The 22,664-nt window shown below is 69.3% G+C and carries 20 protein-coding genes and 1 pseudogene; 16 read left to right on the top strand and 5 right to left on the bottom strand.

Annotation, left to right across the window (positions count from 1 at the left end; all coding sequences use genetic code 11):
• Positions 1-5 precede the first annotated feature (5 nt).
• Together ACQPXG_RS18375 and ACQPXG_RS18370 are read left to right on the top strand one after the other, a co-directional pair.
• Entirely contained in the window at positions 6-1,298 is a 1,293-nt protein-coding gene (locus ACQPXG_RS18375; protein WP_433468918.1) for a sensor histidine kinase, read from the top strand.
• Positions 1,295-1,987, top strand: a complete 693-nt coding sequence (locus ACQPXG_RS18370) for a response regulator (protein ID WP_433468917.1) — start codon at positions 1,295-1,297, stop codon at positions 1,985-1,987. The genes ACQPXG_RS18375 and ACQPXG_RS18370 overlap by 4 nt, the downstream gene beginning before the upstream one ends.
• A gap of 28 nt (positions 1,988-2,015) precedes the next feature.
• Here ACQPXG_RS18370 and ACQPXG_RS18365 read toward each other — a convergent pair whose 3' ends face one another.
• Entirely contained in the window at positions 2,016-2,873 is an 858-nt protein-coding gene (locus tag ACQPXG_RS18365; RefSeq protein ID WP_433468916.1) for an SDR family NAD(P)-dependent oxidoreductase, read from the bottom strand.
• 239 nt (positions 2,874-3,112) lie between these two features.
• Between ACQPXG_RS18365 and ACQPXG_RS18360 the strand changes: the two genes are divergently transcribed.
• Both ACQPXG_RS18360 and ACQPXG_RS18355 read left to right on the top strand, forming a co-directional pair.
• Positions 3,113-3,760 (top strand): TetR/AcrR family transcriptional regulator, encoded by a 648-nt coding sequence (locus ACQPXG_RS18360; protein ID WP_433468915.1) that lies wholly within the window; start codon positions 3,113-3,115, stop codon positions 3,758-3,760.
• Positions 3,761-4,207: 447 nt separating this feature from the next.
• Positions 4,208-4,471, top strand: a complete 264-nt coding sequence (locus tag ACQPXG_RS18355; protein WP_433468914.1) for a DUF4190 domain-containing protein — start codon at positions 4,208-4,210, stop codon at positions 4,469-4,471.
• Positions 4,472-4,756: 285 nt separating this feature from the next.
• Here the strand turns inward: ACQPXG_RS18355 and ACQPXG_RS18350 are convergent, their stop codons facing one another.
• The 3 genes from ACQPXG_RS18350 to ACQPXG_RS18340 are packed head-to-tail and all read right to left on the bottom strand — an operon-like array spanning position 4,757 to position 6,919.
• Complete coding sequence (locus ACQPXG_RS18350; protein WP_433468913.1) at positions 4,757-5,989, bottom strand: RNA polymerase sigma factor; 1,233 nt, start codon at positions 5,987-5,989, stop codon at positions 4,757-4,759.
• The gene (locus tag ACQPXG_RS18345) at positions 5,986-6,309 is read right to left on the bottom strand and encodes a YciI family protein (RefSeq protein ID WP_433468912.1); all 324 of its coding nucleotides are present in this window, start codon (positions 6,307-6,309) and stop codon (positions 5,986-5,988) included. Before ACQPXG_RS18345 ends, ACQPXG_RS18350 begins: the two co-directional genes overlap by 4 nt.
• A gap of 7 nt (positions 6,310-6,316) precedes the next feature.
• A complete protein-coding gene (locus ACQPXG_RS18340; protein ID WP_433468911.1) occupies positions 6,317-6,919 on the bottom strand; it encodes a dihydrofolate reductase family protein in 603 nt (200 codons plus the stop codon).
• A 195-nt stretch (positions 6,920-7,114) separates the two neighbouring features.
• Here ACQPXG_RS18340 and ACQPXG_RS18335 point away from each other — a divergent pair, with 195 nt between their 5' ends.
• The 11 genes from ACQPXG_RS18335 (at position 7,115) to ACQPXG_RS18285 (ending at position 17,657) form a co-directional block, all read left to right on the top strand.
• Entirely contained in the window at positions 7,115-7,684 is a 570-nt protein-coding gene (locus ACQPXG_RS18335; RefSeq protein WP_433468910.1) for a putative glycolipid-binding domain-containing protein, read from the top strand.
• Positions 7,685-7,773: 89 nt separating this feature from the next.
• Entirely contained in the window at positions 7,774-8,100 is a 327-nt protein-coding gene (locus ACQPXG_RS18330; protein ID WP_433469990.1) for an aldehyde dehydrogenase family protein, read from the top strand.
• A gap of 163 nt (positions 8,101-8,263) precedes the next feature.
• Positions 8,264-9,145, top strand: coding sequence for a transketolase (locus ACQPXG_RS18325; protein WP_433468909.1), 882 nt, complete (start codon positions 8,264-8,266; stop codon positions 9,143-9,145).
• Positions 9,142-10,086, top strand: coding sequence for a transketolase family protein (locus ACQPXG_RS18320; protein ID WP_433468908.1), 945 nt, complete (start codon positions 9,142-9,144; stop codon positions 10,084-10,086). The genes ACQPXG_RS18325 and ACQPXG_RS18320 overlap by 4 nt, the downstream gene beginning before the upstream one ends.
• On the top strand, positions 10,083-11,537 hold the full coding sequence (locus ACQPXG_RS18315; protein ID WP_433468907.1) for an FGGY family carbohydrate kinase: 1,455 nt from the start codon (positions 10,083-10,085) through the stop codon (positions 11,535-11,537). The genes ACQPXG_RS18320 and ACQPXG_RS18315 overlap by 4 nt, the downstream gene beginning before the upstream one ends.
• On the top strand, positions 11,534-12,286 hold the full coding sequence (locus tag ACQPXG_RS18310) for an SDR family oxidoreductase (protein WP_433468906.1): 753 nt from the start codon (positions 11,534-11,536) through the stop codon (positions 12,284-12,286). Before ACQPXG_RS18315 ends, ACQPXG_RS18310 begins: the two co-directional genes overlap by 4 nt.
• Before the next feature lie 15 nt (positions 12,287-12,301).
• Positions 12,302-13,315, top strand: a complete 1,014-nt coding sequence (locus ACQPXG_RS18305) for an ABC transporter permease (RefSeq protein ID WP_433468905.1) — start codon at positions 12,302-12,304, stop codon at positions 13,313-13,315.
• Between the two features lie 64 nt (positions 13,316-13,379).
• On the top strand, positions 13,380-14,327 hold the full coding sequence (locus ACQPXG_RS18300; protein WP_433468904.1) for a sugar ABC transporter substrate-binding protein: 948 nt from the start codon (positions 13,380-13,382) through the stop codon (positions 14,325-14,327).
• Positions 14,328-14,358: 31 nt separating this feature from the next.
• A complete protein-coding gene (locus ACQPXG_RS18295; RefSeq protein WP_433468903.1) occupies positions 14,359-15,843 on the top strand; it encodes a sugar ABC transporter ATP-binding protein in 1,485 nt (494 codons plus the stop codon).
• A 48-nt stretch (positions 15,844-15,891) separates the two neighbouring features.
• A complete protein-coding gene (locus ACQPXG_RS18290; RefSeq protein ID WP_433468902.1) occupies positions 15,892-16,893 on the top strand; it encodes a sugar-binding transcriptional regulator in 1,002 nt (333 codons plus the stop codon).
• Entirely contained in the window at positions 16,890-17,657 is a 768-nt protein-coding gene (locus ACQPXG_RS18285) for an SDR family oxidoreductase (protein ID WP_433468901.1), read from the top strand. Before ACQPXG_RS18290 ends, ACQPXG_RS18285 begins: the two co-directional genes overlap by 4 nt.
• 55 nt (positions 17,658-17,712) lie before the next feature.
• Here the strand turns inward: ACQPXG_RS18285 and dnaE are convergent.
• A pseudogene (gene dnaE, locus ACQPXG_RS18280) lies at positions 17,713-21,209 on the bottom strand (DNA polymerase III subunit alpha).
• A gap of 376 nt (positions 21,210-21,585) precedes the next feature.
• On the opposite strand from dnaE, the gene ACQPXG_RS18275 reads away from it, so the two are divergent.
• Positions 21,586-22,656: a PP2C family protein-serine/threonine phosphatase gene (locus ACQPXG_RS18275; RefSeq protein ID WP_433468900.1), complete on the top strand. Its 1,071-nt coding sequence runs from the start codon at positions 21,586-21,588 to the stop codon at positions 22,654-22,656.
• The last annotated feature ends 8 nt before the right edge of the window (positions 22,657-22,664 follow it).

Raw genomic sequence — 22,664 nt, 5'->3', positions numbered from 1 at the left:
CGGCCATGACGGACACGGGTGGCGGTGGCCCGCGACCACGCGGCACGTGGTGGCGCGAGGCAGCGATCACGGCGACGGCGTTCGCGCTCTGCCTGCTCGGGGGTGTGATGCGGATCGACGACACGCTCTCACCGCCGCCGCCCGCCGCCTACTTCATCGCCGTGGTGTCCTGTGCCGTGCTGCCGCTGCGGCACAGGGCGCCCCTGGCCGCCATGGCGGCCACGACCGCGGGCGGCGTGCTGGTGGCGCCCTTGGGCCTCCTGATGACCCCGCTCATCGTGGCCCCCGCCGTGATCACCGCCTACTCGCTCGCCGTCCGCACCGAACGGCGCACCGTGAGTGCGGTGACGCTCATCTCCGCGGCGCTGCTGGTCGCCGCCACCCCCTTGTTCGGGGACTTCTCGTGGAAGGACGCGAGCAGGATGGGAGCGGTGGCGGCGTTCCCGCTGATCGCCGGGGTACTCGGTCACTCGACGCAGAACCGGCGGGCCTACCTGGCGGCCGTGGAGGAGCGGGCCTTCCGGGCCGAGCAGAGCAGGGACAGCGAGGCACGCCGGAGAGTGGCCGACGAACGGGTGCGCATCGCCCGGGAACTGCACGACCTCGTGGCCCACCAGATCACCCTGGCCAACGCGCAGGCCACGGTCGCCGCCCACCTGTTCGACGTCCGCCCGGAGCAGACCCGCAAGAGCCTGAAGGAACTCGTCGAGACCACCGGCGACGCGCTCGACGAACTGCGGGCCACGGTCGGTCTGCTGCGTCAGTCCGGGGACGCGGCCGCGCCCGCCGAACCGGCGCCCGGGCTGTCCCGCCTTCCCACGCTCCTCGAGTCCTTCCGCCGCGCGGGTCTGGAGGTGTCGGTGCACCAGGAGGGCACGGCCAGGCCGCTGCCGCCGGGACTGGACCTCACCGCCTACCGCATCGTCCAGGAGGCCCTGACCAACGTGACCAAGCACGCCGGCACCGGTAGCGCCCGGGTGCGCTTCGCCTGGAACCGCGATCGCGTGACCATCACCGTCGCCGACGACGGAGGGGGCGCCCGTACGGCGCCGACCGCGTCCACGGGAGCGAGTGCGTCCACGGCGACGGATCGTCCACCCGGTTACGGTCTGATCGGGATGCGTGAACGTGCCACCGCGGTCGGGGGACATCTCTCCGCGGGCAGGCGCCCGGAGGGCGGCTTCCTCGTCTCCACCGAGTTGCCCCTCCCGCCTGCCAGGGGCACGACACGGAGGACTGACGGAGGAACGACGATCGAAGGGCGAACGGGCGACGGAGAGGCCGGGGATGCACCGTGACGGTCCGGGTGCTGCTCGCCGACGATCAGGCCCTGCTGCGCGGTGCCTTCCGGATGCTTCTCGACACCGCTGACGACATCACCGTGGTCGGCGAGGCCGCCGACGGCAGGGAGGCGGTGAGGCTCACCCGGGAGCTGCGCCCGGACGTGGTGATCATGGACATCCGCATGCCCGAGGTGGACGGTCTCACCGCCACGTCGGAGATCTGCGCGGACCCGGAGCTGCGTACCAGCCGCATCCTGATCCTCACCACGTACGAGACCGACGAGTACGTCGCTCAGGCGCTGCGCGCCGGGGCCGGCGGCTTCATCGGCAAGGGCATCGGGGCCGAGGACCTGGCGGACGCCGTGCGTACGATCGCGGGCGGCGACACTCTCCTGTCCCCCGCGGCGACCCGCTCCTTGGTCGCCCGTTTCCTGGCCACACCGGACGGCGCCCCGCCGCACGACCCGGAGCGGCTCGCCGTGCTCACCCCGCGCGAACGCGAGATGGTGGCGCTGGTCGCGACCGGCCTGTCCAACCAGGAGATCGCCGAGCGGATGTTCCTCAGCCCCTTCACCGTCCGCGCCCACGTGCAGCGCGCCATGACGAAGCTGGAAGCCCGCGACCGGGCGCAACTCGTCGTCATCGCCTACCGGACGGGCCTGGCCCACGCCGCCCCCGACGACGGCACCGACCGCCTGTCGTAGGCCGCTACCGGGTGCCTCGCCTGTCGGTTCACGAGTGCCCTTCAGGTCGGTAGGGCTCGGCGGCTGGATTGAGCGCGCCGATCGCCGTGCCGGTGTCGACGCGGCGGGTCACGAGCGCCGCGAGCAGACGGCCGATGATCGGGAGTTCGAGGGGCAGCAGCGATGTCGGGGGATGGACGCGGCGTCGCCGGCGGCGTTCGATCGCCTTGGTGATCGCCCGGGCGGCGGACTCGGCTGAGACCGGCGGCGGGGTGCGCATCGGGCCGTTCCGCCACGGCAACCGGTCGATGTCGCGGGTGTCGGTGTCGGTGGCACCCGGGACGACCTCCAGGACGGACACGCCGGTGCCCCTCAGTTCGTACCGGAGCGTCCGGGTGAGATGGGCGAGCGCGAGCTTTGAAGCGCCGTAGTAGCCGAGCATCGGGACCGGGACCGCCTGGAGGCTGGAGGTGACGTTCACGACCAGGCCGCGCTCGGCTTGCAGCACCGGCAGGAGCCGCTGCGTCAGCGCGATCGGCGTCCACAGATTGAGCTCGAACAGGGTGCGCGCCTCGTCCCGGTCGCCGAGCCGACCGACCGGCCCCACCAGCCCGGCGCCGGCGTTGTTGACCAGGACACCGAGGGTTCCGAGCGTGTCGAGCGCGCTGCGGGCAACGTCGGCGGCGGCTCCCGGACGGGCGAGGTCCGCCTCGACGACGTGCGGCCGGGTGCCCCCGGACGCGGCGATCTCGTCGGCGAGCTCCTCCAGCCTCGCCCGGCGTCGTGCGGCGATCGCCAGCCGCGCGCCGCGCTCGGCCAGCGCCACCGCCAGGGCCCGGCCGATGCCGCTGGACGCCCCGGTCACAAGGACCGGCACGCCGTTCAGCGACCCGCGCCCGCCGCTCACCCTGCTGTTCCTGGCCGGTCGCAAGGAGTGGGGGCGATGGTCAGGCTCATCCGTCCTCCCGAGGTTCCTTGGTGGTAGTTGACTGATTATCAGTCAACTAGAACGATAAGAGTGGCCCGCACCATCCGTCAACCAACGTCACAGGATGCGACTCGCCACTTTCCAATCACCTGAACGCCTCACGGTGATCGCCGAGGCCCATGCCACCTCCACCGCGTCCACGTCTTAGGGTCGACGCCATGGCCAGGCTGCATCCCGACGACACCAAGGCCCCGTCCGACCGGCGGACACTGCTCGTCCAAGCGGCCGGCGAACTGTTCGCCGAGCACGCCTACGACGAGGTCACCACCACCCAGATCGCCAAACGGGCGGGGGTCGCGTACGGGCTGATCGCACATCACTTCACCAACAAGCGGGGCCTCTACATCGCCACCATCAAGGCCGCCGCCGACGATCTTCAGGCGGTGCTGGCCACCCCGCCCGAAGGAAGCACGCCCGCCGAGCAACTCCGCAACGGCATCGCGCGGCACATCGCCTACATGGATCGGCACGCCACAGGCTTCCTGGCGCTTATGCGCGGCGGCAACGGCTCCGACTCCGAGGTCCGCGCGATCATCGAGGACATGCGCTGGCGGGGCGCGATACGCGTCCTCGGCTTCTTTGGCGTCCGCGAGCCCGTCCACCCCACTCTGCGGGCCACCATGCGCGGCTGGGTCGGCTACCTCGACGAACTGATCATCGACCACATCGTGCACCACGACACCCACCAGGACGACCTCGTCGAACTCTCCACCTCCGCCCTGGTCGCCTCGCTGCGGACGGCCCGCACCCGCACCCCCGGAATCGGCATCGACCCTGGCCTCATCGATCTGCTCGCCGGCCGATAGCGCGGCCAACGGCGACGTCGTCATCGCTTGCCACGCCACTCCAGCGCCAATCCCCCACCGGCCGTGCCCGCCGCGATGCGTTCCGACCTTGCCGGACAGCCGCTCAGCTGAGGTCCCGCAGGCGCACCTCCATGTCAGCCTCGGTGAAGTCTCCCCCGCACAGGACGACCCGCCACGCATGCCGACGAGCCATCTCCGCCGCTCGGACGGACGGCTCCGGCGCGCCGGAGCCGCGTCAGATGTCGTAGTTCAATATGCGAGCGACGCACCATAGCGGGACTGTCAGTCCGGGAGCCCCCGAAAGACTTTCATGGCCGGGACAGGCCATGTTGTGAAGACGGATTCCAGCGAAAGATCATTTACGCTTCCTTCGCGGGCCACTCCCCCGAGCCGCCGTATCACCCGGTGCCGCAGTCTCTCCCCTATCCGCCGCCCGCACGTAACGGCATGGCCACCGCGGCTCTCGTACTGGGCATCCTCGGGTTCTTCACCTGTGGACTCACGTCGTTGTTCGCCATGGTCATTGGGCATATCGCCGGCCGGCAGATCCGCAGAACCGGCCAGTTCGGACGTGGGTCGGCGCTCGCCGGGGCTCTGCTGGGCTGGCTCGTGCTCCTTGCCGGTCCGGCCGTCTTCGTCGGTGCCTTTCTCGCCAACCCGGATAGCGCCGCACAGCTGGTCAATGACGTGGCCGATCTCTTCGCCGGCTAGCCGCACGGTCAAGAACCACTGCGGCCCCAATTTTGCGCGCGTAACGGTTGAGTTAGCCTTCGGAAGGCGCCACGCAGGAGGTCTGGTGCGACCTACACAGCAGCTAGTGCGCTGGCACGAGCGTTCACGGGGTCGGATGACGCATCGAGCGAATACGCGACCCTCGCCTTCACCGACACCGCCCGGCGCCACTTCGCTTTGAGCGGCGTCAATGTCTCGCTGCTGACTCTGGGCGGAATCGACCGAACGCGGTGCCGAGCTAAGGGATGCCTCCGTTACGGGGCGTTATCCCAGTTGGTCGCGGCGGCGTGTCAGGTAGGCGGTTTCGGCGGTGTTGCCCGCCAGTTCGATGGCTTTGTCGTAGGCCGCGCGCGATTTCTGGCTCTGCCCCAGCCGACGCAGGAGGTCGGCGCGAGTCGCGTGGTAGGCGTGATAGCCGGCCAATTTGTCCTCAAGACGGTCGACGGCCGCCAGCGCGATCTCCGGGCCGTCGAGCTCGGCGACCGCGATGGTTCGATTGAGGACGATGATCGGCGAGGGGTCGAGACGCACGAGCTGGTCGTAGAGGGCGACGACCTGCGACCAGTCGGTGTCGCGTATGTCGCGGGCAGAGGTGTGCACGGCGTTGATCGCGGCGAGAATCTGGTAGCGCCCTGGAGCCATCCGGGAGGCCAGGCGCTCGCGCACCAGCCGGTGGCCCTCGGCGATCAGGGCCGCGTCCCAGGCTCCACGGTCCTGCTCGGCGAGGGGGACCAGGTCGCCGCTCGCCGAAACGCGCGCGGTGCGGCGCGCCTCGGTGAGGAGCATCAGTGCCAGCAGCCCGGCCACCTCGCCGTCGTCGGGCATGAGGGCTCGGATCAGGCGGGTGAGCCGGATCGCCTCGGCGGTCAGGCCGGGGCGTAGGGGGTCGGTGTCGGGGCCGGTGGCCAGGTAGCCCTCGTTGAACACCAGGTACAGGACGGCGAGCACGCCGGAGACGCGCACCGGGAGATCCTCGGCGGACGGCACGCGGTAGGGGATGCGGGCCGCCTTGATCTTGGCCTTCGCGCGGGTGATCCGCTGCCCCATGGCGCTCTCCTGCACCAGGAAGGCGCGGGCGATCTCGGGCACGGTCAGACCGCCGACCATGCGCAGGGTCAGCGCCACGCGGGTCTCCATCGCGAGCGCCGGGTGGCAGCAGGTGAAGATCAGGCGGAGCCGGTCGTCGTCGATGGCGCCGGCAGGTTCGGGCGGGTCGTCGTCGTACACCATCTGAGCCTCCTTGTGCTTGTCGTCGCGTTTGTTCTCGCGCCGGATGCGGTCGATGGCCTTGCGGTTGGCGGTGGTGGTGAGCCAGGCGCCGGGGTTGGGCGGTACGCCGTCCGCTGGCCACCGTTCGACGGCGGTCGCGAACGCCTCGGCGGCCGCCTCCTCGGCGATGTCGAGGTCACCGAAACGCCGGCTCAGGGAGGCGACCACCCGAGCCCACTCCTCGTGATGGGTCCGGGTGATCGCCTCCCGGACGTCGACTCTGTTCACAGGAACGGCCGCACCTCGACCTTCCGGTTGCAGGCCTTCGACCCGTCGGCGGCGAGCTTGAGGGCCACGTCGAGATCCGGCGCCTCGATGATCCAGAAGCCGACGAGGAACTCCTTGGACTCCAAGAAGGGGCCGTCGGTGAACATCGCCTCCGCACCCCGGTTGTCGATGACGGTGGCCGTGCCGGGCGCCCCGAGACCGCCGGCGAAGACCCAGTGCCCCTCGGCCTGGAGCCGATCGTTGAACACGTCGATCGCGGCCTGCTCGTCCGAAGTGGCGAGGTCGCTCTTGTCATGGATCACGGAAAGCAGGTACTTCATTTTCCGATCATCTCGCATACTGCGGACGCCCGGCCGGGCGATAGACCTGGAGCATTATGCCCTTCGGGAAGGCTCGCGATTCGACCAGTTCGAGCGCCATGTCCGGGCCGCTGTCGGGGAACAGCCGCGTGCCTTCTCCGACGACCACCGGGCAGACGAGCAGGGTGAGCTCGTCGACCAGCTGGTTGGCGAGGAGCCAGCGGACCAGCTTGCCGCTTCCATGCACCTGCAACTCGCCTCCCGGCCTGGCTTTCAGCTCGCCGATGGCCGCCGCGACGTCACCGGAGAGGACGGTCGTGTCCGCCCAGCGCGTGTCGGTGAGCGTGTTCGATGCGACGTACTTGGGCCGCGTGTTCAAGGCGTCTGCGACGGGGCTGCTGCCCGAATCCATCACTCCCCAGTAGCCGGCGAAAAGATCGTAGGTCCGCCGGCCGAACAGGAAGGCGTCGGCACGCTGGTAGTACTCGTCGACGAACCTCATGGCCTCGTTGTCGAACAGCGGCCGGGCCCATCCGCCGCGCTCGAATCCGGGGTCGAGGTCCGGGTGCCGCCCGCCGTTTCCCTGCACCACTCCATCGATGGAGACCTGCGTATTGGTCGTCAGCTTCATGATTGCTTCCCTTCTCCTCGGGGCGCCCTCGTGGGCGCCCTCACCCCTGCTACGAACGCCACCGCCGCGATCCGACACCGCCTCCCGGATTTCTTTCGAGAACTTTCCGGTGGGCCGGTTGCGAAGCGCACGCCGGGATTGCCCCGGCGCTTCTCGGGGTTGCACCGGTGAGCTCGGAGTCCGTGGAGGTCATCGATGTCGTTCGTCAAGCTGCCCTCGGTCGCCTCCTGGCGGCACGAGGGGGCGCGCGCAGGATTCGAGGTCGCGTTCTTCTCCGTCGACGATCGGGGTCCGCGGGTACAGGGCACCACGACGGCCACGGAGGACGGTGGGTCCTGGGTCGTGGACTACGTGATTCAGTTGGACGAATCATGGCGGACCAGGTCCGCGCGGATCGTCGGGCGCAGCGCCGCCTCAACCGTCGTCACGGTGATCGAGGCGGACGGCATGGGTCACTGGCAGGTCGACGGTGTTGCCGCGCCCCATCTGCAGGGATGCCTGGATCTGGACCTCGAGGCATCGGCCATGACCAACACCTTCCCGGTGCACCGGTTGCACCTGCCCGTCGAGCGTCCGGTCGACGCGCCCGCCGCCTACGTCCGCGCGGTCGGGCTGGCGGTGGACCGCTTGGACCAGACCTATTCGCGCTCCGGCGAAGGGCACTACGACTACACCGCACCCGTATTCGGCTTCTCCTGCCGCTTGGTCTATGACCAGCACGGCCTCATCCTTGACTACCCCGGCATCGCCACCCGCGTCCAATGACCACGCGCCGACCCCGCCGCCTCCATGGTCACCGCCGATGACTCGCGTCCAAGAACTGTCCGGGCCGTCCGGTACGGCCCGAATGTGGCCTGACAGCAGGCCATCCAGCGCAGGCTCGGCGAGGTTCCGCTCCGGCACGACGCGATGATGGTGGTCGCCAACGTCCACCGCGCCGCCTTGGCCGCGGGGCCGGGTCGCCGGGCGGAGCGTTCAACGTCGTCAACCGCCTGGGCGAGAACACCGGCCGCTCTCTCGGCGAGCACCTCGGCGTGGACGTCCTGGCGTTCACGGGATCCTGCGAGGTCGGACGGCACGTCCTCCGGTACACGGCCGGCTCCAACCTCAAACTGAAGCTGGGCGGCAGTCGCCCAACATCATCCTGCCCTACGGCCCCAACCTGGGCGGGGCGACAGTGACTTTATGCAAGTGGCTTCTTGCACTCTGTAGTTGATTCCTGGTTGTGGCGACGCATGCGGACGTCCGGAAACAGAAAGTGACCTCTTGACGCACGGCGGCGGCGTGTTCTAGCGTCATATTAAATTCAGTCGTGAATAGATATTCAACCTAAGGGTGGGGGACATGCTGACGGCGGATGCGGGCGAAGCCGCACTCTACCGGGGACGGCGGGGACGGACCCCCGCGCTCCCGGTGGGGCAGCAGGCCGAGGTTCTGCGGGAGCTGGCGAGGGAGGTGCGGCGGAGCGTCGTACGCATGATCGATCAGGCCCAGATGGGGCACATCGGCGGGGACTTCTCGGTCGCCGACATCCTCGCGACGCTGTTCGGAGGCGTCCTCAACGTTGACCCCGGAGATCCCCGGAACGCGACCAGGGATCGGTTCGTGCTCAGCAAAGGCCACTGCGCGGCATCGCTGTACGCGACGCTCGCGCACTGCGGGTTCTTCCCCAAGAGCGAACTCGACACCTTCATGGCGCCGTTGTCGGCGCTCAACGGCCATCCGAACCGGACCAAGGTGCCGGGGGTCGAGACCAACACGGGACCGCTGGGGCACGGATTTCCGGTCGCGGTCGGGTGCGCGCTCGCCGGGAGGCTGTCCGGTCAGGACTGGCGGACCTTCGTGGTGCTCGGGGACGGGGAACTGCAGGAGGGCAGCAACTGGGAGGCCGCGATGACGGCCGCCCATCACGACCTCGGCAATCTGACCGCGATCGTGGACCGGAACCGGTTCCAGCAGGGAGCCGGGACCGAGGAGACCAAGAACCTGGAGCCGCTCGCCGGCAAGTGGGCCAGCTTCGGCTGGGAGGTCCGAGAGGCCGACGGGCACGACCACGCGCAGCTTCTCCAGGCGTTCCGCCCCTCGGACACCGGCCGGCCCGTCGCCGTCATCGCGCACACGATCAAGGGGAAGGGCGTGTCGTTCATGGAGGACCGCGTGGAGTGGCACCACAAGGTCCCGAGCCCCGACCAGGTGAAAGCCGCGCTGGAGGAGCTGAGCCGATGATCACCGCACGGGAGACCTTCGACTGCCGGCAGGCGTTCGCGGAGGAGCTCATCGCCCTGGCGAAGGAGGACGAACGGGTCGTCGCCGTCTGCAACGACTCGGTCGGGTCGAGCAACCTGGTGAAGTTCAAGGAGCTCTTCCCGGAGCGGCTCGTGAACGTGGGGATCGCCGAGCAGGACCTGGTGGGCGTCGGTGCGGGGCTCGCCAATGGCGGGTTCATCCCGTTCGTCAGCGCCGCAGGCCCGTTCCTGACCGGGCGGGCCACGGAACAGATCAAGGCCGACGCCGCCTACAGCGGGGTGCCTATCGTGCTCTGCGGCCAGAGCCCGGGCATGGCGTACGGGGAGCTCGGCCCCACCCACCATTCCATCGAGGACCTTTCATGGATGCGGGCCATCGCCGATCTGGCGGTGGCGGTTCCCGCGGATCCGGTGCAGACACGCCAGGCCGTACGGTGGGCGGCGAGTTACCGCAAGCCCGTTTACATGCGGATTCCCCGGTTCAAGGTGCCCGAGGTCACGCCGGATAACGCGGTGTTCGAGCCCGGAAGGGCCGTCCAGCTCACTGAAGGCGACGACATCACGGTGGTGGCGGTCGGGACGCTCGTCTCGCGCGCGGTCGAGGCGGCGGAAACGCTGCGCGGCGAGGGCATTGGCGTACGGGTGCTCAACATGACGTTCGTCGAGCCGATGGATGTCGAGTCCGTCCTCAGGGCGGCCCGCGAGACCAAGGGCATCGTCACCGCGGAGGAAGCGACGACCACCGGGGGGCTCGGCGCGGCGGTCGCGAACGTGGTCGTGCAGAACGAGCCTGTTCCGATGCGGATCCTCGGAGTCAACCGGGAGTTCGCGCCCACGGGGAGCGCCTCGTTCCTGCTGGAGCATTTCGGGCTGACCACGGACGGAATCGGTCACGCGGTACGTGAGCTGCTCCAGCCATGAAGCCCTACGTTCTGGCCATCGACCAGGGGACGAGTGCCACCAAGGCGATCCTCGTCGATCGCGGGTGGAACATCGTCTCCCACGGTTCCGTCCCGGTCGCCCTCTCCGCGCCCAGACCGGGATGGGTCGAGCAATCGGCCGAGGAGATCTGGGAGAGCTGCGGGAAGGCGGTCGCGAGCTGCCTCCAAGGACATGACCCCGCTGACGTCGCGGCCGTCGGCCTCAGCACGCAGCGGGAATCCCTGCTGCTCTGGGACCGCGCCACCGGGCGGCCGATGGGCCCGATGCTGAGCTGGCTGGACCGCCGCACGGCAGGCGACCTGGACATGAACGCCGCCGGCATGGTCAAGGAGATCAGCGGCCTGCCCCTGGACCCGATGTTCTCGGCGCCCAAGGCCCGCTGGCTGCTGGACGAGCACGACCCCGACCGCAGCCGCAGCAGGGCCGGGGAGCTCTGTCTCGGAACGGTCGACTCCTGGCTGCTCTACAAGCTCGGCGGCGACCATCTCATCGAGGTGGGCAACGCGGCCCGAACGCAGCTCATCGACGTCAGGGAGAGGGCCTGGGACAAGCGGCTCACTCGGCTCTTCGACATCCCGCATGAGGTTCTGCCGACCATCGTCTCGTCGCAGGGCCCCTTCCCCGGAGCCGGAAACCTCGGGCCGCTGCCGGGCGGCATCCCCGTGACGGCGGTGCTCGGTGACTCGCACGCGGCGCTCTTCGCCCACCGCGGCTGGACGGAAGGCACGGTCAAGGCGACGTACGGCACGGGTTCCTCCGTCATGGCCGTGGCGTCCCCGTCGGCCCGCATCCCCCAAGGCATGTGCCTGACAGTCGCCTGGGACGTGGGCGAGCCGACCTGGGCCATCGAAGGCAACATCAGGTCCACCGGGGCGACGCTCACCTGGCTGGCCGGCGTCCTGGGACTCGAACCGGACGACCTCGCCGGCCGGGCCGCCGAGACCAGCGAGGGCGTCGTCATCGTCCCGGCGTTCAGCGGCCTGGGCGCCCCTTGGTGGGACGACGCGGCGGTGGGCCTGATCAGCGGCGTCACGTTCGGTACCAAGGCGGAACACCTCGCCCGGGCCGCGCTCGAATCGATCGCCTTCCAGATCGAGGACGTCCTCGGTGCGATCGAACGGGACTCGGCGCCCATCACCACGCTCCTGGCGGATGGCGGCCCGACGGCCAACGAAACCCTGATGCAGCTCCAAGCCGACACCGGCGGCAGAACAGTCGAACGATCTCTGGACCGCGACCTGTCCGCGCTGGGCGCAGCCCACCTGGCAGGCCTGACACACGGCCTGTGGAGCCGCGAAGACCTGGAAGCCCTGCAGCGAACACGCGAGACGTACGTGCCGGAAACCAGCGAGACCGAGCGTCAAGGCCGCCTCAGGCACTGGCACGACGCCGTCCGCCGTGCACGTCACCACGGAGGAGCACCGGCATGAGGTTCGAAGGCAAGACCGTGGCCGTCACCGGAGCGGGCCGGGGCATCGGCCTGGGCATAGCGCAACGCTTCGCCGAGGAAGGAGCCGACGTCCTGATGCTCGATCTGGACGACGGCATCGAAGAGACGGCCGAAAGCCACGACGCGCGAGGCGTCAAGGCCGACGTCACCGACCCCGATGACGTCGCCGCGGCCTTCGGCGCGCTCGACAGCCTGGACGTTCTCGTCAACAACGCGGGCGTCATCACCATCAGCCGCCTGGAGGACCTCACCCTTGGCGACTGGGAGAGGGTCCTGAACGTCAACACCACAGGCACGTTCCTCTGCTCCCAGGCGGCCGCCGCCATCATGCGGCGGAACGGGCGAGGCGGACGCATCCTCAACGCCGCCTCGGGCCAGGCGAGGCAGGGCTTCATCTACACCCCGCACTACGCGGCCAGCAAGTTCGGCGTGGTCGGCCTCACGCAGAGCCTGGCCAAGGAACTCGCCAAAGATCAGATCACTGTCAACGCCTACTGCCCCGGCATCGTCGGCAGCGACATGTGGGACTACAACGACCGCGAGTGGGGCCGCCTGCTCGGCGGATACAAGCCGGGCGAGCTCATGGCCGAATGGGTCGGGGACATCCCGCTCGGGCGCGCCGGAACCAACGACGACATAGCCAACCTGCTGCTTTTCCTCGCCTCGGACGACGCCGCCTACATCACGGGTCAGGCGATCAACGTCGACGGCGGCATGTTCATGAGCTAGTACGAGGAGATCCTGATGAGCACGACGCACGACACGGTGTCGGCCGTCGACACACAGCCGGGCAGGGGGCGCCGGAGAACACCCGCCTGGGCGGATCAGCTGCTGACGGGCTCACGCGGGCCCGCGCTCGGACTCGTGGCCCTGTGCGTCGCCCTCTTCATCGCGACGCCGCACTTCCTGACCGGGCCGAACCTGCTCAACATCGTCGACCAGATCACCATTCTGGGAATCCTGGCGCTCGGCATGACCGCCGTGATCATCATGGGCGGCATCGACCTTTCGGTCGGCGCGGTGCTCGCGCTGGCGACGATGGTCGTCGGCTGGCTGTCGCACGAGGCGGGCTGGCCGCTGTGGCTCGGCGCGGTCACGGCCATCGCGGTCGGCGGCCTGTGCGGGCTGCTGTCGGGCCTCGGGATCACCTTGGCCAAGCTGCCCCCGTTCATCGCGACGCTGGCGATGCTGTCGATCGCCCGCGGCGTCGCGAACGTGATCACCGACGGTCAGCAGATCGTCGGGTACCCCGACTGGTTCGACAACCTGTCCACCGCACGCTACCTGGGCATCTTCACGGTCACCTCGATCGTGCTCGTGCTCCTGTACGTGGCGGGCTGGGCCTACATGCGGTACCGCTCCGGCGGCCGGGCGATCTACGCGATCGGCGGCAGCCCCGAGGTCGCGCGGCTGGCGGGCATCAACGTCAAGAAGACCACCACGCTCGTCTACGTCGTGGCCGGGCTGCTGGCGGGGCTGGCGGGCGTCTTCATGACCATGCGGCTCGACTCCTCCCAGCCCAGCGCGGGCCTGAGCTACGAGCTCGACACCATCGCCGCCGTGGTGATCGGCGGCGCCAGCCTGTCCGGCGGCGTCGGCCGCGTCACCGGGACCGTGATCGGCGTCCTGATCATCGGCGTGCTGCGCAACGGCCTCAACCTCCTCAGCGTCTCGCCGTTCGTCCAGCAGATCGTCATCGGCGCGGTGATCGCGCTCGCGGTCATGCTCGACGTGCTCCGGCGCCGCGAGGCGCACTGACCGAACTCGCCAGCCTCACCAGCAGAGGTCGCAAGCATTACCAGCAGAAGGAGTACCCACCCCCATGAAAACCACAATGGCCATCGGAATGGCGGCCGTGCTCGCCCTGGGCGTCGCCGGCTGCGGGCGCGGCGGCTCGTCCGGCGAGGGCAAGGTCGTCATCGGACTCGCCGTCGCCAACCTCCAGGCCGACTTCTTCAACCAGATCAAGCAGGCGGTCGAGGAGCAGGCCAAGACCAAGAACGTCGAGGTCGTCGTCGCGGACGCGCGGGGCGACTCGGCCACCCAGGTCAACCAGATCCAGGACTTCATCAGCCGCCAGGTCAAGGCGATCATCTACATTCCGGCGGGCGCCACGGCCGCGGGCGTGCCGGTCAAGGCGGCCGAACGCGCCAAGATCCCCGTCATCACCGTGGACCGCAACCCGCCGGACCAGCCGGGCAAGTCGTTCATCGCCACCGACAGCGTCGCCGCCGCGAAGACCCTCGGCGACTGGACGGTCAAGAACGTGGGCGGCAAGGGCGAGCTGGCGATCCTCCAAGGCCAGATCGGCACAACGCCTCAGGTCGACCGGCAGAAGGGCTTCGGCCAGGCGCTCACCGCCGCGCCCGGGGTCAAGGTCGTCGCCCAGCAGTCCGCCGACTGGGCGCAGGACAAGGCGTTCGCCGTCGCCCAGGACATGCTCCAGGCCAAGCCCGGCATCAACATCTTCTGGGGCCAGGCCGACGCGATGGCGCTCGGCGCCGCCCAGGCGGTCAAGTCCGCGGGGACGGGCAAGAAGTACACGATCGTCGGGTTCGACGGCGACGTGGCCGGGATCAAGGCGGTCCGCGCAGGGACGATCGACGCCACCATGGTCCAGCAGACCCGCAAGATGGGCCGGATGGCCGTGGACACCGCGATCAACGTCATCGACGGCAAGGCGGTGCCCGCGCAGCAGCTTCAGCCCGCGTTCCTGCTGACCAAGAAGGACACGGCCAAGGCCGACGAGTACATCGCCACCCACCCGTAGGAACCTGCCACGACTCCCCTAGGAACATGCCATGACTGACGACGCAGGCCTGGTTGTGCGCGGTGTGTCCAAGCGCTTCGGCGCCACCCAGGCGCTCGACCACATCGACATCGACGTGCACCCAGGGGAGGTCGTGGCGCTGCTGGGCGAGAACGGCGCGGGCAAGTCGACGCTCTCCAACGTCATCGCCGGAACGTTCCCGTCCGACACCGGCAGCATGACGTGGAACGGCGAGCCCTACGCGCCGGGCTCGCCCGGCGAGGCGATCGACCGGGGCATCGGGCTCATCCACCAGGAGATGCGGCTTCTGCCGGATCTGTCGGTGGCCGAGAACGTCTTCGTCGGGCGCCTCCTCCAGCGCGGCGGCAGGATCGACCGCGCGGAGATGAACCGGAGGGCCAGCCAGCAGCTCACAAGGCTCGGGCTGGACATCTCACCGACCCGGCTCGTGCGCACCCTGCGCGTCGCCGAACAACAACAGGTCGAGATCGCCAAGGCGCTCACGCTGAACGCCCGGCTGCTCATCCTGGACGAGCCCACCGCGGCGCTCGGCTCCGACGAGACCGACCATCTCTTCGAACGGATCGCGGCGCTCAAGAGCGAGGGCATGGCCTTCGTCTACATCAGCCACCGGCTGGAGGAGGTCACACGCATCTGCGACCGCGTGGTGGTGATGCGCGACGGGCAGCGGGTCGCCTCGCACGACACCGCCGACGTACCGGTGGCCCGGCTCGTGGAGGAGATGGTCGGCCGCAGCATCGAGCGGATCTTCCCCGACACGGGGGTGCCGCGCGAACGCGCCGTGCTGCGGGTGAACGAACTCACCGCGGCGGACGGGACGTTCCAGGACGTCTCGTTCGACGTCCACGAAGGCGAGATCCTCGGGATCGCCGGCATCGTGGGGGCGGGCCGCACCGAACTCGTCCGGGCGGTCGCCGGAGTCGACCCCGTCAAGGCGGGCACGGTCTCGGTGGAGGGCGACGTGCTGAGGCTGCGCGGGCCGCACGACGCCATCGCGGCCGGGGTCGTGCTCGTTCCCGAGGACCGCAAGAACCAGGGCGTCGTCCTCGACCTGTCCATCGGCGACAACGTCGCGCTGCCCAATCTGGACCGCGTCGCCAAGCACGGCTGGCTCACCCCGCAGCGCGTGGCCTCCGCCGCCGGCGCGGCGATCAAGGAGATGGGCATCAAGGGACGGCCGTCCCAGCCGGTGAGCACCCTGTCGGGCGGCAACCAGCAGAAGGTCGTCATCGCCAAGTGGCTGGCGCGCCGCCCCAAGGTCGTGATCCTCGACGAGCCCACCCGCGGCATCGACGTCGGCGCCCGGGCCGCCATCTACGAGGTGATCGCCGAACTCGCGCGCTCGGGGATGGCGGTGATCGTCGTCAGCTCCGACCTCGACGAGGTGCTCGGCCTGTCGCACCGCGTCCTCGTACTCAGCCGGGGACGGCTGCGGGGCGTCCTGGCCGGGGCGGACGCCACCGACACCGCCGTCATGCGGCTGGCCACGGCATGATGCTCAGTGCCGGAAAGTCCGCGCCGGCCCGTCCTCCGAAAGGCCACGATGACCAGCATCCGCCGCGCCACCCGCATGGCGACCACCGACGAGCAGCTGCGCCTGATGACCAGGGTCGCCCGCCTGTACCACGAGCAGGGGATGCGCCAGCCGCAGATCGCGGAAGAGCTGCGCATCTCCCAGTCGCGGGTGTCCCGGCTACTCAAACAGGCCGCCGAGCTGGGCATCGTCCGGACCATCGTCGTGCCGCCCGCCGGGGTCTTCACCGACCTGGAGGAGACGCTGCAGGCCCGGTACGGGCTCCGTGACATCGCCATCGTCGACGTGGAGGGCGAGGGCGAGGAGGTCCTGCCCGCCCTCGGCGCCGCCACCGCCGTCTACCTGGAGACCACTCTCATGGAGAGTGACAGGGTCGGCATCTCCTCCTGGAGTGCGACGCTGCTCGCCACCGTGGAGGCGATGCGGTCCAGACCCGGTGGACGATTCTCGGAGCAGGTCGTGCAACTCGTCGGCGGCGTCGGAGACCCGAAGGTTCAGGTGCAGGCCACCCGCCTGATGGGCCGCCTCGCCGACATCACCGGCGCCGAGCCCGTCTTCATCTCCGCGCCCGGCGTCGTCGGCAACCGCGCCGCCCGGGACGCGATCGTCGCCGACCCCAAGGTCGCCGACGTCATCGCGACCTGGGACCGGCTGACCGTCGCGCTCGTCGGCATCGGCAGCCTGGAACCCTCCCCGCTGCTGCGCGAGAGCGGCAACATCTTCTCGGCCGAGGAGCAGGAGGAGTTGCGGCGCCTCGGCGGAGTGGGCGACATCAGCCTCCACTTCTTCGACGAGGACGGCACCCTGCTCAACACCAACCTGGACGAACGCGTCATCGGCATCGCGCCCGGAGCGTTCCGCGGCATCCCCCGTCGCATCGCCGCCGCCGGCGGCCACCGCAAGTACGCCGCGATCCGCGCCGCCCTGCGCGGCGGCTGGATCGACGTCCTCATCACCGACCTGGGCGTTGCCCGGCGCCTCGCCGACGAACCCGACAGGAGCACCCCGTGACCGCACCCTCGTTCCGCCTCGACGGCCGCACCGCCCTCGTGACCGGCGCCGGATCGGGCATCGGGCGGCGCCTGGCGATCGCCCTCGCCGAGATGGGCGCCGACGTCGCCCTGCTGGACCTGCCCGGCGCGGACCTCGACGTTGCCGCCGAGGCCATCGAGAAGGCGGGCCGGCGCGCCGCCGCCTTCCACGGCGACGTCACTCAGGCCGCCGACCTGGAGGAGGCCGTAGAGCTGGCCGAAGGCTCCCTCGGCCCCTTGCGCCTGGCAGTCAACGCCGCCGGGATCGCCAACGCGGCCCCCGCCGAGGACATGTCCCTTGCCCAGTGGCAGAAGGTCATCGACGTCAACCTCACCGGCGTCTTCCTCTCCTGCCAGGCCGAGGGCCGCGCCCTGCTGCGCAACGGCGGCGGCTCCATCGTCAACATCGCCTCGATGTCCGGAACGATCGCCAACCGCGGCCTCACCCAGGCGCACTACAACGCCTCCAAGGCCGCCGTCATGCACCTGTCGAAGAGCCTCGCCACCGAATGGGCCGGCCGCGGCGTCCGCGTCAACAGCATCAGCCCCGGCTACACCGCCACGCCCATGAACCTCCGCCCCGAGGTCGCCGACCGCGTCGGACGCTTCGAGTCCGAAACCCCCATGGCGCGCATGGCCACCGTCGACGAGATCGCCGGGCCCACCGTCTTCCTGCTGAGCGACGCCGCCTCGTTCGTCACCGGTACGGACCTCCTCGTGGACGGCGGCTTCGTCGCCTGGTGACCCGTCAGGTCCGCCTTTGAACCACCAGAAGGGCCGGCCCGCGGTTCGGAGCCGTCTACGAGTGGGACGAGGGGCCGAGCAGAGCCTTGATGTCGCCGTAGAAGGCCGGGCCGGGAGTCACCCGGAAGGGGCGCAGGTCGAACAGAACGCTTTTGGGCCCGTGCCGCTGCAGCAGCAAGTGCACGGGCGTCCGCCCGGGATGGGTGGTGAGGATCTGTTTGAGTTCTTGCACGAGCCGGAGGTTCAGCCGGTCTTCGTGAACGTGGACGACCACAGGTGGCTCGGTGGCCGCATGGGCGAGATCGAGGGTGGTGATGTCTTCGCCGTAGACGCTGAGTGTCTCGTCGCGGATGTTGGTCCGCCCTTGCACGGAGATCACGCGGTCTTCCGCCAGTGCCTGGCCGTACAGCGTGTAGGTCTTGGGAAAGATGAGGCATTCCACAGAGGCATCGTGGTCTTCGAGAGTGACGATCGCCCACGGGTTGCCCTGCTTGGTGACCTTGCGCTGCAGGCCGGAGATGATCCCGGCCACCGCACAGGTGCGTCGGCCCGGGCGGAGCCCAGCAGGTCGGCGATCGTGGTGTCGCGGTTGGCCTCAAGGACCGGTTCGGCGCCGTCCAGGGGATGGGACGAGACGTACAGGCCGAGCATCTCCCGTTCGAAGGCCAGCAGGGTGCCGGTGTCCCATTCCTGCTCGGGGACCTCGACCGAAAGGGTCTCGGCGGACTCGGCGCACGCCCCGAAGAGGGAGTCCTGACCACGGGCGGCGTTGCGTTTGAGGTCGATGACCGCGTCGACGGCCTGCTCGTGGGCCATGACCAGGCCCTTGCGGCGGTGGCCGAGGCCGTCGAAGGCCCCGGCCTTGGCCAGCGACTCGATGACGCGCTTGTTGCAGACGCTCTGCGGAATCTTGGAGAGGAAGTCGTTGAAGCCGGTGTAGTCGCCCTCTTCCCGCCGTGCGCGGACGATGGCGTCGACGACGCCTGCGCCGACGTTGCGGATGGCGCCGAGGCCGAAGCGGATGTCGTGCCCGACGGCGGCGAAGTTCAGTTCGCTCTGGTTGACGTCGGGCGGAAGCACTTTGATGCCCAAGCGGCGGCAGTCGGCCAGATACAGCGCCATCTTGTCCTTGTCATCGCCGACCGAGGTGAGCAGCGCGGCGAGGTATTCGGCGGGGTGGTTGGCCTTGAGGTAGGCCGTCCAGTACGAGACGACGCCGTACCCGGCGGTGTGGGACTTGTTGAAGCCGTATCCGGAGAAGGGGACCAGCACGTCCCAGACGGCTTTGATCGCATCGTCGGAGAAGCCGCGGTCCCGCATTCCGGTGGAGAACCTGCCCCACTCGGCGTCGAGGACGTCCTTCTTCTTCTTGCCCATGGCGCGGCGCAGCATGTCGGCTCCGCCGAGGGAGTAGCCGGCGAGCTGCTGGGCGATCGCCATGACCTGTTCCTGGAAGACCACCAGGTGGTAGGTGTCGCCCAGGATGGGTTCCAGCGCGTCCTTGAGCTCGGGGTGGATCGGTTCGACCTTCTGCCTGCCGGTCTTGCGCAGCGCGTAGTTGGTGTGGGCGTTCATCTCCATCGGTCCCGGCCGATAGAGGGCGGAGACCGCCGCGATGTCGGTGAACGCGGTGGGCTGCATCAGCCGTAGCAGGGTCCGCATCCCGCCGCCGTCGAGCTGGAAGACCCCGAGGGTGTCGCCGCGTGCGAGCAGCTGGTAGGTCCTGGCGTCGTCGAGCGGTACATCGAGGATGTCGATGTCGATGCCCTTGTTCGCCTTGACGCCTGCGATCGCGTCGTTGATGACGGTGAGATTGCGCAGCCCGAGAAAGTCCATCTTCAGCAGGCCCATCTCTTCGGCCTGGGTGAACGGGAACCCGGTGATGACCGGGCCGTCCTGCTTGGGCTTGACCAGGGGCAGCACGTCGATCAGCGGCTCGGACGACAGGATCACACCGGCCGCGTGTACGCCGGTGCCGCGGGTCAGGCCCTCCACTCCCCCGGCGGTGTCGATGACCCGTTTGACGTCGGGTTCCTCGGCGTACATCTTCCGCAGTTCGGTGGCCTCACCGTGCCGGGGATGGCCGGGGTCGTGGATGGCCGCCAGCGGGATCTCCTTGCCGCCGGCGGCGGCCGGGAACGCCTTGGTGATCCGGTCGCCGAGCGCGTAGGGGTAGCCCAGCACCCGGCAGGCGTCCTTCACCGCCGCCTTGGCCTTGATCGTGCCGAAGGTGACGATCTGGCACACGCGGTCGCCGCCGTACTGCGCGGTGACGTAGTCGATCATCTCGTCGCGACGGCGGTCGTCGAGGTCCAGATCGACGTCGGGCATGGTGATCCGCTCCGGGTTGAGGAACCGCTCGAAGATCAGCCCGTGCTCGATCGGGTCCAGTTCGGTGATCCCCGTGCAGTACGCCACCATCGACCCGGTCGCCGACCCGCGGCCCGGGCCGAGGCCGATCCCGCCGGCGCGGGCGTGCCGGCAGATGTCGGCGACCACCAGGAAGTACCCCGGGAAACCCATTCCGTCGATCACCGACAGCTCGTAGTCAATGCGGTCCAGCACATCCTGCGGCGGGTCGCCGCCGAAGCGACGCCGGGCCCCGGCCAGGGTCTCCTTGCGCAGCCACGACGACTCGCCGTGCCCATCGGGGACGGGGAACTTGGGCATGAGGTCACGTTGGGCGAAGACCTCGCCGTAGTCGCCGACGCGTTCGGCGATCAGCAGCGTGTTGTCGCACGCCCCGGGGACCTCGGGGTCCCACAAGGCCCGCATCTCCGCGGCGCTCTTGATGAAGTAGCCCGACCCGGAGAACCGGAACCGTTTCTGGTCGGCGAGTTGCTTGCCGGTCCCGATGCACAGCAGCGCGTCATGCGCCTGCGCCTGGTCCTCGGTCACGTAGTGCGAGTCGTTGGTGGCAAGCGGCGGCAGACCCAGGTGCCTGCCGAGCCTCAGCAGGTCATCGCGGACGCGGCGCTCGATGGCAAGACCGTGGTCCATCAATTCCAGAAAGTAGTTGTCCTGGCCGAAAATGTCCCGGTACCGCGCAGCGGCCTCGACGGCCTGGTCGTACTGGCCCAGACGAAGCCGGGTCTGCACCGCGCCGGACGGGCAGCCGGTCGTGGCGATGATGCCCGCACCGTGCTCGGCGAGCAGTTCATCGTCCATCCGCGGGTACTTCTGGACGTGGCCTTCCAGCCACGCCCGCGACTGGAGCCGGAACAGGTTCCGCAACCCGCCTGCGTCGGCGGCCCACATCGTCATGTGCGTGTACAGGCCGCGGCCGGAGATGTCGCCGCCCTCACCGGTCTCATCGTCGGACCGGCGGAGCGCGAGATCCTCGCTCCAGAACACCGCCTCCTTGTGGAACCGCGACGCGGGCGCAACGTAGGCCTCGGCGCCGATGACCGGCTTGACGCCGGCCTTGTTCGCCGCGTGGAAGAACTCGTACGCGCCGTGCACGTTGCCGTGGTCGCTCATCGCCACCGCGGGCATCCGCTGCCGCGCCACCTCGTCGGTCAACGGGCCGATCTTGGCGGCGCCGTCCAGCATGCTGTACTCCGTGTGCACATGGAGATGCACGAACGACTTCACGGCGTCCACGCCTTCCGGTTGTATGTCCCTTCGCGAACTCAGGCATTCGACCCGAAGGCAAGCGGCAGTGTCCAACAATCAACACGCCACAAGGTCACAATCATCGGTTGTGCACGCAGGTGCGCGGACCATCCCGCCGAGACGAAGGCGGGGGGCTAGGAAGATCGTTACTGTCCGTGGTGTAATGATCACGTGATTGGCTGATTTCGCTGGGCGCGCGTCCCGGTGAAGGGTGGGGAGGGCGGGAGCGAGGGTGCGCACCTCGAACGATCCGGACGGTCCGCACGTCGTTACGAGGCAGGGCCGGCGAAGCGCCCCTCTCTCGTGGCCGGCCGTGATCCTCTGGCTCGTCGGGATCACGGCCGCCCTCGCGGTGACCGGTGTCGTCCTCAGCAGGGAGACGAGGCTGGCCCCGTTCCTCGTCTTCCTGCCCACCCTGATCGCCGGACGGGGGACGGTCCGGCAGACCGCGGTCGCGGCCGCGTGGACGACCCTTGTCATCATCGCCGCCCTGCTCCGCAGCCCCGTGGAAACGGTCGCGGCGTACACGAGCGTGATCGCCTTCGCCGTCATTCTGAGCGGGCTGAGCCTGGCCCAGACGGTGCAGCGTGTCCGCAGGGAAGGGGAGATCGTCCGGCTGCGTTCCGCGGCGGCCGCCCTGCAGCGCCAGATCCTCCATCCGTTCCCCCTCGTCACCGACGAGCTCGTCGTCCATGGCCTGTACGAGCCCGTCGAGGAGGACAACCAGGTCGGGGGCGACGTGTACGAGGTCGTGGCGACGCCGTTCGGCAGCCGCGTGTTCATCGCCGACGTCCAGGGCAAGGGCCTGCCCGCCATCAGCGCCGCCTTCGCCGTGCTCAACTCCTTCCGCGAAGCGGCCCTCACGGAGCCCACGCTCACCGCCGTCGTGAACGCTCTCGAGAATTCGGTCCTGCGGCACAACTCGTTCGCCGTACATGCGGGAGAGCATGAACGTTTCGTCACCGCGCTCGTCCTGAACGTCGGCTCCGGGACGAAGGTTCAGGCGATCGACTGCGGGCATGTCCCTCCCTTTCTGCTGGACGGAGAGCGGCCCGCCCGGGTCTCCCTCGGTGAGGCGTCCGTTCCGCTCGGGCTGGCCTCCCTCGATCCCGAACCGCGCACGGTCAGATGGTTCGACCTGCCTCAGGGCGCCACGCTCCTGCTGTGCACCGACGGCGTCACCGAGGCCCGGAACCCGTCCGGCGACTTCTTCCCGTTGGAAGAGCGTCTGGTCTCGTTGGGCGATGTCCCGCCCGACGACGTGGCGCGGACCCTCCGCTACGAACTGCAGCAGCACACGCGAGGCAGGCTGACGGACGACACGGCCCTCCTGGTCCTCCGCAGGAAACCCGTCCTGCCCACGCAGAGCGCATCTGGAGACTGACCCGCGAC

This window comes from Spirillospora sp. CA-128828 (genome assembly GCF_050945415.1).
Lineage (GTDB): Bacteria > Actinomycetota > Actinomycetes > Streptosporangiales > Streptosporangiaceae > Spirillospora.
Note: the sequence above shows the minus strand (reverse complement) of the source record. Positions and strands in the feature narration are given on the sequence as shown.